Genomic DNA, 17,798 nt, shown 5'->3' with positions numbered 1-17,798 from the left:
TTGAGTCCCCTGCATCCTCGGGTGGATGCCCCAAAAGAGGTGTCACCGCCAGTCGGACCAGACTGAAAAGCCGATGTCCCGCCTTGACTTGACCTGATTCGGTGGTAGCGTCAGGGGCTGTTATGAAGGAACATCAACTGTCATCACCGGGTACCACGCCAGCCATAGTCGAGGCGTTTATCAAACGCTGGGAAAAATCAGGCGCTGCCGAGCGGGCCAATTATCAGTTATTTCTCTCCGAACTCTGTGATGTCATTGGAGTGCCACGCCCGGAGCCCGCCGGGGCTGACGACAGTCAGAACAACTATGTTTTTGAGCGGACTGTGGTCTTCCAGCATGGCGACGGCAACACCAGTACCGGCCGGATAGATCTCTATAAACGGGTATGTTTTGTCCTTGAGGCCAAACAAGGCGCTAATGTCCCGGATCCTGATGAGGCTTTGTCTGAGGCCGCCCGAGAACTGAAACGTAAACTCAAAGCGGGAACCGCCCGGCGTGGGACCGCCGCCTGGGACGATGCCATGCTCCGCGCCAGAGGCCAGGCCGAACAATATAGCCGCGCGCTCTCTGCATCAGAAGGCCGCCCGCCCTTTTTAATTGTGGTAGATGTGGGCCACTCCATTGAGCTCTATTCAGAGTTCTCCTGCACAGGCGGAACCTATATCCCTTTCCCCGCGCCCGGCAGTCACCGGATCTTCCTTCGCGATTTGGAACGGCCGGATATCCAGGAAAGACTCCGCCTGGTCTGGACGACTCCTCATGATCTGGATCCCAGCCGTCGCAGCGCCAGGGTTACCCGTGAAATCGCGGCCAGCCTAGCTCGGTTAGCGGTGTTGCTTGAGAAAGACGGTCATAATCCCCATGTCGTGGCTTCCTTCCTGATGCGCGGCCTGTTCACCATGTTCGCGGAGGATGTCGGACTACTGGCCCGGAACAGTTTCTCCAATCTCCTGCTGAGTTTACGCGATAAGCCGCAGGATTTTGTCCCCGTTGTGGAAGAACTTTGGGGGCGCATGGATCGCGGCGGATACTCCATTAGCCTGCGTATGCCAGTTCTGCAATTCAACGGCGGTCTTTTTGAAAGCGCCACCGCTTTGCCCCTCAGCAAGGATCAACTACAACTTTTGATAGAAGCATCTCAGTGCGACTGGCGTGATGTCGAACCCGCTATCTTTGGCACGCTGCTTGAGCGAGCGCTGGCCCCGGAGGAGCGGCATAAACTGGGCGCCCATTATACGCCCCGTGCCTATGTTGAACGTCTGGTGCTACCCACGATAGTCGAGCCCATCCGGGCGGAATGGGAGATTGCACGTGCGGCGGCGGTAACGCTGGCCAACAAAGGTGAAATCAAAAAGGCGGCGGGAGGTCTCAAGGCATTCCATCGACGGCTATGTCATACCCGGGTTCTCGATCCCGCTTGCGGAAGTGGCAACTTCTTGTATGTCACTCTTGAACACCTCAAGCGGATTGAGGGCGAAGTCTTGGACACTCTTAACATCATGGGCGAGCATCAGGCGGTATTGGAGATGGCCGGAGAGACGGTGGGGCCGCATCAATTCCTGGGGCTTGAGATCAATCCCAGGGCTGCGGCCATTGCCGAACTGGTGCTCTGGATCGGCACGCTTCAGTGGCATTTCAGGAACCGGGGCAACGTCAATCCGCCCCAGCCGATCATTCGTAACTTTCACAACATCGAGTGCCGGGACGCCCTGATTGAATACGATAAGGTCGAGCCAGTGCTGGACGATCAAGGCCAGCCCGTTACCCGCTGGGATGGCCGTACCACCAAGACCCATCCGGTCACTGGTCGGGAAATCCCGGACGAGACCTTCCGTGTTCCAACGATGCGCTACATCAATCCCCGTCCGGCGGTATGGCCGGACGCCGATTATGTGGTCGGGAATCCGCCATTTATTGGCCCCGCCCTGATGCGGCAGTCACTGGGCGACGGCTACACAGAGACGGTAAGGGAGGCCCATTCCGATATGGGCGAATCCAGCGACTTTGTTATGTACTGGTGGAATCACGCCGCTAAATTGACGCGCCAAGGGGAGATTCGGCGATTCGGGTTTATTACAACCAATAGTCTCCGTCAGACCTTTAGTCGTCGGGTACTGGAAACGCATCTTGCAGCCAATCCGCCATTATCCATTCTGTTTGCCATTCCAGATCATCCTTGGGTCGATGTCGTTGATGGCGCAGCCGTACGTATCGCAATGACCGTTGCTACCTCCGGGAGTCATGATGGGTTATTGAGTCAGGCCATTTCTGAAAAAGAAACTGAAGGAGATGGCTTCGAGGTGGAATTTGTGAGCATCCGGGGGCGGATTAACCCAGATCTTACTATTGGTGCTGATGTGGCAGGTACAGTGGAGTTGGTTGCTAACGAAAAGTTGTGTTATCGCGGCGTTCAAATTATCGGAGATGGTTTTATCGTTACTCGAGATGAAGCTAAAATACTTGGCTTGGGAAGTACTAAAGGGCTCGAAAATTATATCCGCGAATATCGTAACGGGCGCGATCTGACTGCGCGGCCCCGAGGGGTTATGGTGATTGACCTTTTTGGTCTTAATGAGAATGATCTGCGTATAAAATTTCCTACGGTGTATCAATGGGTCTTGGAACGAGTGAAGCCAGAGAGGGATCAGAATAATAGAAAAGGTTACAGGGAGAAATGGTGGATATTTGGTGAGGCACGGGGCGAAATGCGTCCGGCATTATCGGGCATGCAAAGATATATTGCTACAGTTGAAACCTCCAAACATCGTTTCTTTGTGCTTCTCGATAATACAATTATGCCGGATAACATGTTGGTGAACATAGCCCTGGATGACGCCTATGTCCTTGGCGTTCTTAGCAGTCGGCTTCATGTATGTTGGGCCTTAGCAACAGGAGGTATATTGGGGCCAACACCGCGCTATAACAAAACCCGCTGTTTCGAGACCTTCCCATTCCCTGTCGCGACTGAAACGCAGAAAGTGCGAATCCGGGACTTGGCCGAACAACTTGATGCCCACCGTAAGCGCCAGCAAGCCGAACACCAGGATCTCACCATGACCGGCATGTACAATGTACTCGAAAAACTCCGTGATAATACTCCGCTAACCACCGCCGAACGCAAGATCCACGAGCAAGGCCTGGTCTCGGTTCTCAAGCAACTCCACGACGATCTTGATGCCGCAGTATTTGACGCCTATGGCTGGCCCGCCACCCTCACCGATCAGCAGATCTTAGAAAAGCTGGTGGCCCTCAATGTTGAACGCGCCACCGAAGAAGCCAAAGGCACCATCCGTTGGTTACGTCCCGAATACCAATGCCGCGGCGAGAAAGCGCAGCAGACTGAATTAGCCGTAGGCCATTCTTCCCCGAAGGTGGCAACGGTAGATAAGAAGACGTCAAAGCCGAAACCCCTTGCCTGGCCCAAAGACCTGTCTGAACAAGTCCGTCTCCTCCGCGAACTCCTCGCCACCCAGTCCGCCCCCGTCACTGCCAAAACCCTTGCAAAATTCTTCACCCGCGCCCGGGTGGAGAAGATTGAAGAACTGCTGCAGGCCCTAGTCACGTTGGGGCAGGCAAGGGTGGTGGGTGAGGGGAAGTATTTGGCGGGGTGATGATTTTGTTATTAACTTATTTAATAGTTAAATGTTATTTATATACTTATCATTGTATAACAAAAAGCTTGCTCGGTCTTTCCGCAAAGCATACCATTATGTGCGGTAAAAGTGGCTGTTGTGATCTGAATCAGTTGGAAATATGAGATCACGTGGTGTGCGGTGGGAAAACAGGTTAGCGCGAATTCAATCATGAGAAATGCGGGAACAATGAAGCTGAAGAATGAACTCCAGAACTATGGCCTTACCAGCCATAGCATCAGGATATTTGGTGATTCTGCATCCCCCGAAATGCTGGACTATCTGGACTTGGTTGAACCGCGCAAAATTGGTGGCACGCAGGAGCTGTTCCCGAATGGTGTGGCGGAGAGTCAGGGGCACCCCCTGCTGTTTTTCGTCAACGAAAGTCGGCTTTCACAAACTCCCGGCGAAAAGGATGAGAAGTTGGGTCATCTTCGACGCATGCTTGCGTGCCGTGGCGACCGCGCATATCTCGCTCGTGTTCGTCCTGGTGAACTCCTGGTCACTGCTGTTAGCCTCTCTGACCGTCCTCCTGAATGGAAGCTTTATCGCGCTGGCACGGGTGAGGCACTGACGTTTTTCTCCCGGCTGGCGCTGGGCAACTTCGATGGCGAGGGTGAACCGGATGACGCGGATTTTGTTTTCAAGGAGATGTTTACCCTCCTCGATCAGGGCGCCGATCGGCTTGCCCGCATTCTGGGCCGGGCCAACGTCTTGTCGCTCATAGGTCGTGCGTTGTTCTTTCGTTTTCTTTGCGACCGACATATCGTTACTGAGCGCGACGTCAATTGCATAGCTCCGAAGGCAAATGGACTATTGGCGTGTTTTGATAATGCCGAGAACGCGTACGCCACTAGCCAATGGTTAGACCGCACATTTAATGGCGACTTCTTGCCACTCAAAGATGGCGGGAATCAATCCTTCTTCAATAGCATTGCGGAACGGTACAGAATAGCGTTTAGCCATCTCAGCGCCATTGTTCGTGGATTGGAACCGGTGGGAGCTGAGGACTACCAGACTAAGATGAAGTTCAAGTGGAGCGATTTCGATTTCGCTCACATTCCCGTAGGACTACTGAGTCAAGTATACGAAGCATTTTGTTGGAAATGGGAACATCGCAGCGCGAAGGAAACAAGTGTCCACTACACACCTCGGAGGATTGCTGCCACACTGGTAGACGAGGCTTTCGATGGTCTGTCAAAGGCGCATATGGCACGTATGCTCGATCCTGCCTGTGGTGCGGGCGTGTTCTTAGTGCTGGCCTTCCGTCGCCTCTATCGCGAACGATGGATTTCGACAGGCCAACGTCCCGACACCAAGGCGATCCGTGTAATTCTGGAAAAACAGCTTTGTGGATTCGATATTAGCGACTCTGCCTTGAGACTCTCTGCTCTTAGCCTCTACCTCACGGCCATCGAACTGGATCCAGAGCCGATTCCACCGGAGAAGTTGCGGTTCAAAGTACTGAACGACCTTGTGCTGTTTAACCACCGCCGCCCGGAAATTGATCCGGATGATGGGCCAGCCATCGGTAGTCTTGGGAAGCATATCGGTACCCAATTCGACGGGCAGTTCGATCTTGTGCTCAGTAATCCGCCATGGACCAGCCTCCCGAAGCAGGAGAAAAAGCTGGCAGCCGAACTTACTCTTGTCAGTCGGGAAGTCATTGAGCGAAAGGGAAATACCGAACTCGCACACGATTACCAGAACCCGGATTTCGCACCAGATTTACCATTTCTTTGGAGATCCACTGAGTGGTGCAAGGCAGGCGGGCGCATTGCAATGGCACTTCCGGCACGTATTTTGCTCAAGCAGGAAGACATTCCGCGCCGAGCCCGCGAGACGATGTTCCAACTCATCGAAGTGACGGGGATCATCAATGGCTCCAACCTTTCCGATACTGAGGTTTGGCCGAAGATGGGGCAGCCGTTCCTGCTCTTCTTTGCGCGCAACCAACGGCCCCAAGGCAGTACTGTTATCCAACTTATCACACCCTTCTGCGATACAGTTCTAAATCGGAAAGGAGAAGTTCGGATCGATTCAAAATCAATGCACCCAGTTGAAATTCGTGCCACATTCGATGAGCCGTGGATCTGGAAGGCCCTCGCGATCGGCACATTGTGTGATATTGAAGTGACTCGCAAGATGAAATCTGCGGTCGGCAAACCACTCGACCTCTACTGGAAAAAAGAATTAAAATTGGCAAGCGGCAAGGGGTACCAAGTCGTTGAGGCGGGAACACAGAGGCCAGCCTTTTTCCTTGAGGGGCTTCCCAACTTGGATTCCACAGATACATTTAGGTTCCTTGTGCAGCCCGAACATCTCCTGAAATTTAAGCGCAAGACGGTCTGCTGGCCTCGTAATGAGGCAATCTACAAAGCCCCTTTGACTTTAGTTAAGGAAGCACCCGGAATTGATCGAACTCACGGTTGGGCACTTTTAAGCCACGATGATATTGGTTACAATGAAAGCTTTTGTGGTTACTCCGCTGCAGGCCACCCTGAAGGAGAATTGTTGGCCTGCTATCTTCACTTGTTTGTTCACAGCCTCCCCTGGATCCACTACGTACTAATGACCAGTGCCAAGTTTGGAGCTGAACGTCGTCGCTTTTATAAGGCTGATTTGGACGAATGCCCCATTGTTCCGTTGGATAAACTAACTACGGAGCAGAAACACACTATTCGCATCTTATCCAGGCGATTGATTACTGAAAACATGAATGTTTTCAGTGACATTGATGCGTTTTTTGCGGCGCTGTACGGGTTAGACACTTTTGATCTGGAGGTTGTGCGGGATACGCTTGACGTGTGCCTTCCTTACGATGAATCACGTGAGCGGGCGTGTCGCGTCCCAACAGGCTCAGAGCGCGAGACTTTCCGGCGACGACTGGAGTCTATACTCCGACCTTTTTTCAAAGTGCTTGGCAAAGAACCACAAGTCGTTCTATGGAAGCCGGACGACCAATTTCTCCAGCAGAAGGCTCCCTTCGGCATCATGCTGATTTACGAGCAGGGAAGTTCCTCCGCAGAGCCTGATACCTTTTTCCGTGACGTAATCCTCCAGATGGCAGATGACACAGGCACAACACGCATCATCCAGCGAATCGAGGGTGGCTTGCTGGTCGGCATCCTTAGCCAGTATCGTTATTGGACATCAAGCCGCGCACGACTTCTTGGGGCTGAACTCGTTCGTCAGCATATCAGCGTTTTCGAGGAGTAAAGCATGGCGTATGGATTCTATGAAAAGAGCCTTGATGGTGTCGAATTGCCGCACCCGCCGATTTCGTTGCCCATTTTTCGCATCGTTGAAAAAGCCTTTCGTGTCGCATGGGCGCGGATGCAGGCTCATCCGCGCCCCGGTTTCGACCTACTTCACGCGACCGAGGATATTGTCACCCATGAACTCTACGAGTGGCTTTATGACGAGGTTTTCAACAAAGATGTCGTGGATGGTTTTGATCGTCAAATATTCACTGTTGTTGCCCGTGAGGCGAAATTACGGAATTACGATGGGGCGAAACTTGACAAAATGCCAGATATTATCATCGGGCTTGTAGGGCGAAGTTCGTTTAAACCATCTCAAGATTGGCTTTTCATCGAATGTAAGCCCGTTGACGGCAACCATTCAGTCGGAGTCCACTACTGTGACAAGGGTATCATTCGGTTTGTGTGTGGTGAATACGCTTGGGCAATGACGAGCGCGCTGATGATCGGCTACGCTCGCAGTGGCTACACCATCCAATCCAAGTTGAAAGATGCGCTGAAGTTAAGACCTTTACTCTTCACCGTTGACATGCCCCGTCCGTGTCGGCGATCCAAGAACGGACGCAACGGGGAAGCCGTTTATGTTAGTCGGCACTCGCGAAAGTTTCGCTACGTGGAGACTGGAAAACAAGCGCCCGACATCGCGATTCGCCATCTTTGGTTGGGACGGCCTTGATCAAAAGTGACTCGAAGGTTCAGTACTTGCACAGATGACATGTGAGCGAATGTTGTCTATACTTAACCACGTGGTCAATGATGCTCCTGGTTTTTGGAGGGTCCTGGGATGAAAACGAATAAAGTTGTATGCAATTACGCCATTGTACGGTTCCTCCCGTATCCTGAAACTGAAGAATTCGTAAATCTTGGTGTAGTGGTTGCTTGTCCCTCACAACAGTACTTTGACTTTCGCCTTGAAACCATAAAGCGGGATCGCGTGACCGGCTTTTTCCCTGAACTGAACGATGATGTTTTGATCAAAGGGCGGCGATTCTTTCAGGTCGAACTTGAGCGAGTTCGTGAGTGTTTAAAAGCGAAAGCTGGAAAACAAGCCGAATTTGCGTTTAGTAATGCAGAATTCAGTCGCCTTTTTCGCGAAGTCGTGAAGCCGCGCGAGTCTTTGTTTCGATACAGCTCTATTGGAATACGCCTGGCAGATAGTCCGAGTGAGGCTCTAAAATATTTGTATGACCACTATGTTGAGCGGATGTTTGCCAAGCAGCCTGAATATCAGGAAGTTGAAATGGTCCGCCGGTTGCGTCAAACATTGCTGGCGGCTCGCATACGGGGGTTCAAGGCGGGACACATCGGCAATGAAATGTATGAGGTTCCGTTTCCTTTGTTACGACGGACGAAGGAGGATGAACATAACTTTCGTGCCATAAAACCATTGGATTTGGATAAGGACAAGCCCACTGCCATTACGGTGCATGGTGATGATTGGCTAGCCAAACTCGGCCATTTGAAAGAAATGCAGTACGACGCTGGACGTATGCTTTTTGCGGTACATATGCCGAAAGGCGATGCAAAGAAATGTCAGGCCGCGGAAGAGATTTGTCGAAAGTTCGAAGCCAGTGGTGCCCTTGTGGCGCCTTCCGATTCTATAGAAGAAATCACTTCATTTGCTCAGGCCATTTGAACGCGGAATGACGAAGTGTCGAGCAAAACCTGCGTAAAAACGAGGTGACTGTTAGCCGTCGCGCGGTGTGCAGATTCGACCTCCCGAACTTTGGACTTTGGACCCGTGACTTTTGACATCTTTTTTCTCACCAATCCGTCGGCTTATAGTCCTTCAGGAATTTCCCCCAGACGTGATTGCCGGTGTTAAAGCCGTCGATAATGGGGTCCACAATCCGGGCGGCGCCATCGACGATATCCAGGGGTGGATGGAAGCGGTGCATTTTGGTCTTCATCTCTGCCAGTTCGATGGGGTCTTCGTCGGTCACCCAGCCGGTATCCACAGCATTCATGTGAATCCCGTCGTTGAAATAATCGGTGGCAGAAGTCCGGGTCATCATATTCAAGGCCGCCTTTGCCATATTCGTGTGGGGATGGCGCGTGGTCTTGAGCTTGCGGTAGAACTGGCCCTCCATCGCCGAAACGTTGACAATGTGTTTGTCGCGTTCCGGGGTGCGGAGCATCAATGGCTTGAGGCGCGCGTTCAGCAGGAAGGGGGCCACGGCATTAACGAGATGGACTTCGAGCAATTCAACTGCCGGTACATCCGCCATCAACATCCGCCAGGAATTGGTGGTGCGTAGATCCACCTGCTGCAGATCCTGATCAAGTCGGCCTTCCGGGAAGAGTGACTTCTGGGCAGCAAGTTCATCGGGGAGCAGGGGGATTTGAGATAATTCAGCGGCATGGGTCATGCCGACAACTTCAGCCATCCGCTTCTGGGCCACTACAGCATCGCCTTCAGGCAGCAGGTGGTAGCCGCGAAGTCCCTCATAGGCACCAAGGAGACGTCGCGCCTGCTCCGGCATATCATTGAGGGAGGCGGTTTCCTGCGCCATCATGTGCTGATAGAAATCAGGAGGACGCCGGACCGTCTGGCAGGCGTTATTGATGATGAAGTCAAGACGGGGCAGGGTGGCCAGCAAATGACGGCAGAACGCCTCGACACTGGGTGTATGTCGAAAATCCAGGCCGAAGATTTCCAGGCGATGGGCCCAATCCGAAAAGTCGGGCTCAGCGGCATAACGTGTGGCGGAATCACGAGGGAAGCGAGTGCAGACAATCAGATGGGCTCCGGCGCGCAATAACTTAATCCCTGCCTGATAGCCGATCTTCACGCGCCCACCGGTCAGCAGGGCCACCCGGCCGCTTAAATTGGCCGACTCGGTGCGCTTATGGAAATTCAGCTTGGAGCAGGCGGGGCAGAGATGATCGTAGAAATGGTGGATGGAGGTGTAATTCTGTTTACAGGTGTAGCAATTCCGGGGTTCCAGCACATCGCGGAATTCAGGATCATTCTCGACTTCTGTTTGCTCAAAGTTGGCCGGAGGCAGAATGTTGGGGGTGGTAAAGACCGGTTTCTGCCGAAGTTTTCGGATGCCGGTATCGGCCAGTTTGGCCTGGTCGCGGGCGATCAATTCGGCCTTACGGCGCCGTTCCGTGGCACGGACCAGACGCCGGCGTTCAAACATGTCGGGGCAGTAAACATCGCCAGCGGCTGAAATCAGATGTTTGCGATCTTCGAGAGATAGTGAGGCTAATAACGCCCGGTTCCCGGCGACTTGTTTTAGGAGTTCAGTAGCCGCCTTTAATTCTTCGATGGAGATTTCCTGTTTCTGACACATATTTATACATAATAGTCTTCAGAACAGCTGAGGTCAATGCGTTGACAACTCAAGACTCGACACGGACTGAATTCTGCGTAAACATTGGATAAGAAATTCGATTTAGTTCCGACAATTGCGGAATAGCCATCTTGGCCGGGGAAAAGCTTTAATGAAGATAACGGCTCGGAATAATATACAGAGACTGAGCCTCGCGAGCCTCTGCGCGGTTTGCCAGTGGATTGCAACTGTGACATATGCCGGAAATATGGAAGGGCCATGGTCAGTCAATTCACAATTTCCCGTGCCCGTTACACATATGTCTGTGTCACCAATGGTGTCCGTTAAAGACGTGCCAGACGAGATGGGTCGCTCCTGTTCTTATACTTGGCTAAAGATTTATCAGAACTATTTTTCGGTTGTGTTGACGTCCCATTGTCCCATGTATCCCTCATGCTCAAACTATAGTATCCAGGCCATTCGTCGATACGGTTCGCTCAAAGGGATTATGATGACGGCGGACAGATTGATTCATGAATCAACCGAAATGAGAGAGGCGCCTGTAATCCAGATTGGGGGACGTGCGCTTAGTTTTGATCCGGCAGAATATAAAAGGTGAAAATGACTTCTATGATAAAACTGGGATGGGTGTGGCTGTTGGTGCTGGGTGCAGGGTTGGCTGGGGCCGCAGTGCCTTCGGATTCAAATCCGGTCATGGCGTTTGCGGATGATCTGTTCAGCAGAGGGGACTATTATCGGGCGATAACTGAATATGAACGTTACGTTTTTCAGAATCCAGAGGCACCTCAGGCCGGGCGCGCCCGCTTGCAGGTGGGAATGTGTTATTATCGGGGTGAGAAATGGGAAGCGGCGCGTGATCAGTTTCTTAAGCTGAAAGAGTGGTATGGGGACAGACCAGAGGGGCGGGATGCCTGGTTGATGCTGGCCAAGACGTTTTACCGACTGGAAAAATATACGATGGCCGAAGGACTGATTGAGGAATTTATTCAAAAATTCCCGGATGATAATCGCATCGGAGATGCGCTAATTATGAAAGGTATTTGTTTGGCCCGGTTCGGAAGTAGAGAGTGGGCCCGCGAGTCGTTCCGTAGTGTACCCACCAATTCAGTCCGATTCGCAGATGTTGAGGCACTTGTGGGGTTGGCAGGGCGGCTTGATGATGTCCCGCAAAAATCACCAGGCTTGGCGGCGGGCTTGTCGGCATTGTTGCCAGGAGCGGGGCAGCTTTATGTGGAAAGGCCAAGGGATGCCACGGTTTCCTTTTTAATTAACGGGGTGACGATTGCGGGGATGCTGGCGGCATTTAATAATCATGAAGAAGTAGTGGGGTGTGTTTTTGCAATGGTGGAAACAAGTTGGTATTTCGGCAATATTTACAACGCTTCAAGTGGCGCATATAAATTCAACTCCAGGCAACGCAGTTCCTTGTTTGATCAACTGGAAGTAAATTGTGGCTTGCTGAAAGATGCACAAAGTGGTGACATGCTCCCCGGAGTGGGCATCAAATTGAAGTTTTGATGGTAGGTGGTACAAAAAAAGAAGAGAAAGGAAAAAAATGAAAAAGTGGCTATCGTTATTAGGTTGTGTAGCAGTGGGATTGGGTATGACAGGTTGTGCCGGATTGATGTCTGCACCTCCCTCTGGTGTGTCGCCTGGCGGGCTGTTTTCGGATGTAAATTATCCCTCCTATAGAGAAAGTCAAACCCAGTTTACATTTGCCCGTGAAGATTTTGTAATCCTGGGTCCCGTGACGGCCACCTCCGAAAGTTCATGCATTTTAGGTTTGATTGCCCAGGGTGATAATGGGTTTGGAAACTTGACGCGGGCGGCTAAGGCAAAGTATCCGGACTGTGACGGCGTCATCAATGTGCAATGGGACACGCAGTGGAATCTGATTTGTATGGGTTTAATGTCAAAGGTTACCGCTCAAGTTGAAGGTACCGCGATTAAGATCAAGCGTTAACAACTCTGGACGGGATATAATCATGAGGCCTTATGCGGGTATTATGGTTGCGTTCATCGCGACCTTCTTTTTGGCGGGATGTGTCAGCCCTCCCATGGGCATCCCGCCTTCAGGGGTGTCGCCCGGGTTCTTGTTCTCTGATGTTAATTATCCGACTCAGCGGGATTCCATCACGAAGTTCAAGGTTAACCGGAACGACATAGTGATCCTTGGTCCAGTGACTGCAAAGGGTGAAAGTCAGTGTATTCTGGCGTTATGGGCTAAAGGGGATAATGGATACGGGAACCTAATGAAGGCTGCGAAAGGGGCTTATCCGAATGCCGATGGCGTGGTTGATGTTCAATGGGATACCAAGTACAGCAACCTGTGCATTCCTTGTTGCTATGTGTTAGTGCCTATTATGTTTAAGGCTACGTCAACAGGCGAAGGTCAGGCATTCATGTTTAAGAAGTAATTCAAAATAAAGTAAAAAAAGAAGGCCGGGAAAAGTCCCGGCCTTCTTTTTTGCAGATGTGCGCTGGATGTTTTACTTGGAGGGGGCCGACCAGAAATCAAGGCGCAACCCTTCGTCCGTGTTGCCGTTTACGGCATCCATAATGGAACTCAATTGAAAAAGACAGCAGATATGCCCAACTACACATTCCACAATGGGGAAGCTGCCTTTCCAACCACGATTATACCACTCGCCACAGCCAGGCATCACGGCCGATAGAATGGCTGCTCCGCCCGCGTCGGCTGCTTTTGCGGTGGGAACCGCGCCCATCAACACCATCCCGATTACCAAACCTGCGATAATTTTCTTCATATTCGAGCTCTCCTTATTAGTCATTTCTTTTCCTGCTAGCAAATCAACATCAGGCCTTCGTGCTTTGGCGAGGGCATAACCTAGATTCTTTAAGATACACCGGTATTATTGCGCCACTTTGGTAAACGTCAAGGATACAATGTCTTTCACTTTTCCGAATCTCAGCGTGTTTCCAGGGTGACGTGAGCGGGGGGGGTGAATTGAAATAGACTATTTGTAAGGGGGGTGTTGATGGTGATATCACGAATAATGGTGGTGGCTGCAACAAACCCCTGGTCGGTCAGGTAGCGAGTATTCAATAATTGCGGATACCAGAATCCAGTGCTGGCTTCGACGAACTTAGAGGCCTCGGAGTGGAGCAGGAGGTCGTTAGCGGATGTGTAGATGTCGGTTGTCAGCAAAACCTTTTGCTCGCGGTCAAGTTCAAGCAAGAATTTAGGGTTGTTGCCGGTAATGCGATAAATATTCGGCGTTGCGGAAGGGGTCGTGACTGAGGTTGTCCGTGAGACCATCTCTTGAAAATTGGCGGGGTTGATGCCATCAAGGGAAATCCGCGCGAGGGTTTGCTTGATAGTGGTTTGGCGAACCGTATCCGACATCTTGGTCAGGTCAGTACGCAGAGCTCGGCGTAGAGCCGGAATATATTCATATAAGGCGTTTGTGGTCAGAATGAGGTGCCGTTCAGTGGGATATTGATAGTCCACCCTCACAAAACCGGGGGCCGTATACGCGAAAAACCAGCGTTCTTTTGAGGATTGTCGCCGCCCCTCGATCGTACGTTCGGCCGTGTAAGACAAAGTGTGAATATCGGAGAAATGCTGGGAAAGGACCTCCATCATTGCCTGTGCTTCAGACCGTACCACATCGCTGGTATTGGCTGAAGAAATGCTCAGTGAAAACGCAAATAATATGATAAGAAATGATAGAGTGACTTTCATGAAGTGGCATAAATAGCACAAAATCTTTCGAATGTCAGTACTCGTATGTTAATTTGGAAATCCAGATCGAGATATAAGGTGTTTGAATATTATGAAATTACGGAAAATATTGTTAACCGGGATGACCGCCATGACGTGGATGATGCCTCCCAGTCATGCTGAAGAGATTTCAACTAACGGGCCACCGGCATTAAATGGGCTTCCGAAATGGGAGGTGGGGGTGTTTGGAATGGCGTCACGGGTCCCGCTTTATCGCGGATCAGATGAATATCGGTGGTATGCCTTTCCGATCCCTTATTTTGTCTATCGAGGGGACTATATTCAGGCGGATAAAGACGGTGTTCGGGGCATGTTTTATAAGGGGGTCCGCTTTGAGGTTGAGCTGTCCATGAGCGGAAATCCGCCTGTGAATGATCGGGGCGGCGTTCGGGCGGGTATGCCGGAGTTGGACCCGCTTATCGAAATGGGGCCTGCGGCCAGATTGTTCTTATATAAGGGCGAAAAGGTAAAGGCGATGTACCTCGAGGCGGCGGCCCGCGGTGTGTTCTCCGTGGATATGGACGACCTGAGCCCCGGCTATGAGGGTCTGCGAGGTAGCTTGAGCATGGTACTGGCTGGCATCAAGCCACACCCAAAATCGCCCTGGGGGGCTGGCTTGAAGACCGGCTTGGAATTTTCAGATCAGGATTACAATGGGTATTTCTACAATGTGGATGAGGCCTATGTCACCCCCGACCGACCTTATTATCAGAGTGAGGGTGGGTATGGGGGAGTTGCCGTTTCCGGGTGGTTATCCCGTCGGCTTTTTGATGGCGTGTCAGTGGCGATGTATGCCCGGCTTGATAATGTGGGCGGAGCTGTCTATGAGGACAGTCCTTTGGTAAGGGCGCGCAACAGCTATATGGTCGGCGCAGGGTTCACCTGGAAAATCGCCCAATCGAAAAATCAGGTTCAGTTTAAATCCGGGAAGTAACTCTGCCACTACGAAACACGCGAAATATACGAAAGGGATTGTTTATGAGAAGCAGTCAGGTTGTGGGGGCGATGTGCGTTTGGGTGCTGCTGGTGGTGGCATGCGTCTATGCAGACCCTGTGGAGCAGGGTGCACTCACGCAGAGGGAGCGAAACCTCGCCCGTGTCCGCGCGATTGATGGTGAGCGGATGAAAACGTATGGCGGGAAGGGCAATTTCCTGTTGAGTCCCGGGCTTTTGGCAGACAAAACCGGGCGTGTTGTCCGAGTGGCGGCCGAATCACTTCGGCTTTCAGCAGGTAGCCCGGTGGAATTTCCGCTGATTACGGCAAATAGCGGTAAAGATTACGAGGCGCATTCTGTCTCCTTTGCTTCGGCGATGGATATTCATAACGCTCTTAAGTTCATTGGGTTAACGCCGGGGCATGGGGTCGATGGGGCCAATCTCCAGTTTTGGCCTCGTGGGGATCGGGTGGCGGTCACCTTTCATTATCAGGATCCGGCGTCCACAAATTGGATTCATGTTCCCGCCGGACGGTTGACCCTTGATACCCGGACGGGGAAGTCGCTTCCAGAGAATGGATTTGTTTTCACAGGTTCCGAATGGTTTGAAGCGACAGAACCGACGACGACAAAGGTTTATTCGGCTGATGCCTTCACTCCGAATTGCATCGTGTCGCATTACAACGAGCGGACGACCGTGCTGGACGTGCCCCGTCGTGACAGCCAAAATGCAGTCTATTCCTATCAAGTACCCAATCCGGAATTTTTGCTCCCCTCCAATCAGTTGATTGAGGTCATGTTTGAGCCTTACTTCAAGGATAGGCTCCCTCATATTTCGGATTTTACATTGAATGTTGTCCCGGGAACCTCTACCGGGATGGCCGATCTCGCCTATAGCTTGATGGATCAAGCGGGGCAGCCTGTTAATACCAATCTTTCTTTCAGTGGATTTCTTGCCGCTTTGGAGCGTTTCTCCGGAGCCGATCAGGACGTGTATGTGACTTTCAGGCCTGATGATGCTCTGCCGATGGTGGACTTGCAGAAAGCTGCGCGTTTACTGGATACGCTGGATACAGAACGCGGCATCCGGGTCGAGGCGCCTCCGAAAGGGCATCCCTATTTCCGGACTTTTCTTCCCAACGAAAAACATCGTAAGCGGGAGGATCGTCCTTCCGTTGCGTCAGAGTTATTGTTGGAGGCTGGTGGGGGCGGGATAACGGGAACGCTGGTGCTGGTGGGTATGGACTGGAAAGGGGACGATTCGGCGCCCACGTTCAGTGAGACTCGTATTCCGATTTCTCGCGCTGATCAGTTAATTCCGGCGATGACATCAAAAGAAGATGCGCCGGCGGTGATCCTGATATTTGTTCCGCCCGCCATGAAGTACGGGGCTTTTCGTGAATTTATCGCGCCCCTGCTTCAGCGCAAAACAATCCTCTATGTGTTTGTTCAGAAACCATCAATTGACAGTCAATCCCCGCGCCTGTAACTTTAACGCGTTTTTAATTTTGCCTCAGGGGAAGGGTTGATTTTTTATGCGCTACCGAATACGTACGTCACGACTGGTTGTCTGGCCGCTTGCTGTGGGGATCATTCTTGCGGGTTCCCTTTGGGAAGCGCAGGTTGCCTTTCGTGGTTTGTTGCTCCTGATCGGATGTGTGTTTGTGAGTATCGCCGCCATCGGCCGGTTATGGTGCTCCCAATACATTTGTGCCTATAAGACGAAGCACCTCGTCACCAGCGGGCCTTATTCGTTAACGAGAAATCCCCTGTACGTTTTCAGTTCCATCGGGGCGGTCGGGTTGGGATTTGCCACCGAGACGCTTGCCATTCCCTTTGTATTAGCGCTCATGTTCGCGTTGTTCTATCCGAAAGTCATTCGGGACGAGGAGGCTAAGTTGGCCGCGTTGCACGGGGAGCCCTTCAAGGCTTACATGGCCCGCGTTCCCCGGTTCTGGCCTCGCAGCCTGAAGATCGTCGAACCTGAAGAATATATCGTTTCGCCCGTCAAGTTCCGGCATGCGTTGATGGATGCAATCTGGTTCATGTGGATTCTGGGAATCATCCAGATGGCTGAGGCGTTGCGCAGGGCCGGCATCTTGCCGACACTTGTGAAACTCTATTGAGCGGTTGGCGCAGAGAGGCATTCCGGCCTGACGAGATAGTATTCCTGGCGGCGCGAGGACCACACCGCATCCTTTTTGTGAGTTGTCAGGAGTGATCTGAAATCCTTTACACGCCAGCCGCCGACCCCGTGCGCTTGCCCCACAATCATCCCTTTGCCCCGCTTCCCTTCCTCGAAATCTTGTTTAGGACAAACCAGAAGGGGAAACTTGGCAATCTCTTCCTGAGTGGATGTTTCAGGTAGAGCGGAGGGGCTCACCCGGCCCCCGGAGAGAACCCGCACTTGGCTCTCGTAATTCAAGGAGACCCCTATCATGGCAACGGGTGTGCCAGCGGGGTAGAGTGCCAATATCTTCCGGGTAATTTCCGGGGCGGCTGAAACAAAGAAATGGGGGCGCACCCCGATGTCCCAGATCGTAGAACATACCATTATAAGAACTCCGAAGCCTGCCATAACAAAGGGTGGCGTCCATCTTGAAAAACGGGTTATCAGAAATAACGAAAGACTGGAAATAATCACGCCAACTGCCAGTAAGCCGAAATGGATGAGGCATCCCCCGATCAGCAGCACGATGCCAAGTGCGAATATAGCCCAGCAGAACGAGAGGAAAGCGAGTTTCAGTTTCGGCCTGGTAGCCCGGTTACGGAAGCCTGCACATAGAAGCATGGAAACGAGGATGGCGAGATGGGGGTACGCGGGCAAAAAGTATCGCGTTCTTTGGATATTTCCAAAAATAAAAATTACATATAGAAACAGGAGCCATGCGGACATGAATAGGATTTCGCGGCGACACTTCTGA

General features: G+C 51.9%; 15 protein-coding genes. 11 read left to right on the top strand and 4 right to left on the bottom strand.

What is annotated here, in order from left to right:
* Positions 1–122: 122 nt before the first annotated feature.
* The 4 genes from WCI03_08655 (at position 123) to WCI03_08640 (ending at position 8,531) form a co-directional block, all read left to right on the top strand.
* Positions 123–3,611, top strand: coding sequence for a DNA methyltransferase (locus WCI03_08655; protein MEI8139923.1), 3,489 nt, complete (start codon positions 123–125; stop codon positions 3,609–3,611).
* A gap of 210 nt (positions 3,612–3,821) precedes the next feature.
* Positions 3,822–6,851, top strand: a complete 3,030-nt coding sequence (locus WCI03_08650) for an N-6 DNA methylase (protein MEI8139922.1) — start codon at positions 3,822–3,824, stop codon at positions 6,849–6,851.
* Between the two features lie 3 nt (positions 6,852–6,854).
* Positions 6,855–7,571, top strand: a complete 717-nt coding sequence (locus tag WCI03_08645; protein MEI8139921.1) for a hypothetical protein — start codon at positions 6,855–6,857, stop codon at positions 7,569–7,571.
* 108 nt (positions 7,572–7,679) lie between these two features.
* The gene (locus WCI03_08640; protein MEI8139920.1) at positions 7,680–8,531 is read left to right on the top strand and encodes a DUF3037 domain-containing protein; all 852 of its coding nucleotides are present in this window, start codon (positions 7,680–7,682) and stop codon (positions 8,529–8,531) included.
* Between the two features lie 127 nt (positions 8,532–8,658).
* Here WCI03_08640 and WCI03_08635 read toward each other — a convergent pair whose 3' ends face one another.
* Positions 8,659–10,194 (bottom strand): SDR family oxidoreductase, encoded by a 1,536-nt coding sequence (locus WCI03_08635; protein MEI8139919.1) that lies wholly within the window; start codon positions 10,192–10,194, stop codon positions 8,659–8,661.
* A gap of 151 nt (positions 10,195–10,345) precedes the next feature.
* On the opposite strand from WCI03_08635, the gene yidD reads away from it, so the two are divergent.
* The 4 genes from yidD to WCI03_08615 are packed head-to-tail and all read left to right on the top strand — an operon-like array spanning position 10,346 to position 12,611.
* Positions 10,346–10,792: a membrane protein insertion efficiency factor YidD gene (yidD, locus tag WCI03_08630; GenBank protein MEI8139918.1), complete on the top strand. Its 447-nt coding sequence runs from the start codon at positions 10,346–10,348 to the stop codon at positions 10,790–10,792.
* Between the two features lie 2 nt (positions 10,793–10,794).
* Complete coding sequence (locus WCI03_08625) at positions 10,795–11,712, top strand: tetratricopeptide repeat protein (protein ID MEI8139917.1); 918 nt, start codon at positions 10,795–10,797, stop codon at positions 11,710–11,712.
* Between the two features lie 37 nt (positions 11,713–11,749).
* A complete protein-coding gene (locus tag WCI03_08620; GenBank protein MEI8139916.1) occupies positions 11,750–12,157 on the top strand; it encodes a hypothetical protein in 408 nt (135 codons plus the stop codon).
* Between the two features lie 43 nt (positions 12,158–12,200).
* Entirely contained in the window at positions 12,201–12,611 is a 411-nt protein-coding gene (locus tag WCI03_08615; GenBank protein MEI8139915.1) for a hypothetical protein, read from the top strand.
* Between the two features lie 72 nt (positions 12,612–12,683).
* On the opposite strand, the gene WCI03_08610 is transcribed toward WCI03_08615, so the two are convergent.
* Positions 12,684–12,962: a hypothetical protein gene (locus WCI03_08610; protein ID MEI8139914.1), complete on the bottom strand. Its 279-nt coding sequence runs from the start codon at positions 12,960–12,962 to the stop codon at positions 12,684–12,686.
* 161 nt (positions 12,963–13,123) lie between these two features.
* Positions 13,124–13,900, bottom strand: coding sequence for a hypothetical protein (locus WCI03_08605; GenBank protein MEI8139913.1), 777 nt, complete (start codon positions 13,898–13,900; stop codon positions 13,124–13,126).
* Between the two features lie 91 nt (positions 13,901–13,991).
* Between WCI03_08605 and WCI03_08600 the strand changes: the two genes are divergently transcribed.
* Genes WCI03_08600 through WCI03_08590 form a run of 3 tightly spaced genes read left to right on the top strand, consistent with a single transcriptional unit; the run spans position 13,992 to position 17,000 of the window.
* Complete coding sequence (locus WCI03_08600) at positions 13,992–14,873, top strand: MipA/OmpV family protein (GenBank protein ID MEI8139912.1); 882 nt, start codon at positions 13,992–13,994, stop codon at positions 14,871–14,873.
* A 44-nt stretch (positions 14,874–14,917) separates the two neighbouring features.
* Positions 14,918–16,363 carry a YdjY domain-containing protein gene (locus WCI03_08595; protein MEI8139911.1) on the top strand — a complete coding sequence of 482 codons (1,446 nt, stop codon included), beginning with the start codon at positions 14,918–14,920 and terminating at the stop codon, positions 16,361–16,363.
* A gap of 46 nt (positions 16,364–16,409) precedes the next feature.
* Complete coding sequence (locus WCI03_08590; protein MEI8139910.1) at positions 16,410–17,000, top strand: isoprenylcysteine carboxylmethyltransferase family protein; 591 nt, start codon at positions 16,410–16,412, stop codon at positions 16,998–17,000.
* Here the strand turns inward: WCI03_08590 and WCI03_08585 are convergent.
* On the bottom strand, positions 16,994–17,798 hold an 805-nt coding region (locus tag WCI03_08585; protein ID MEI8139909.1), incomplete at its 5' end, for a hypothetical protein. The two genes, WCI03_08590 and WCI03_08585, sit on opposite strands and share 7 nt — an antisense overlap.

It is taken from the genome of bacterium, assembly GCA_037143175.1.
Lineage (GTDB): Bacteria > Verrucomicrobiota > Kiritimatiellia > CAIKKV01 > CAITUY01 > JAABPW01.
This window is presented reverse-complemented; position numbering and strand designations above follow the sequence as displayed.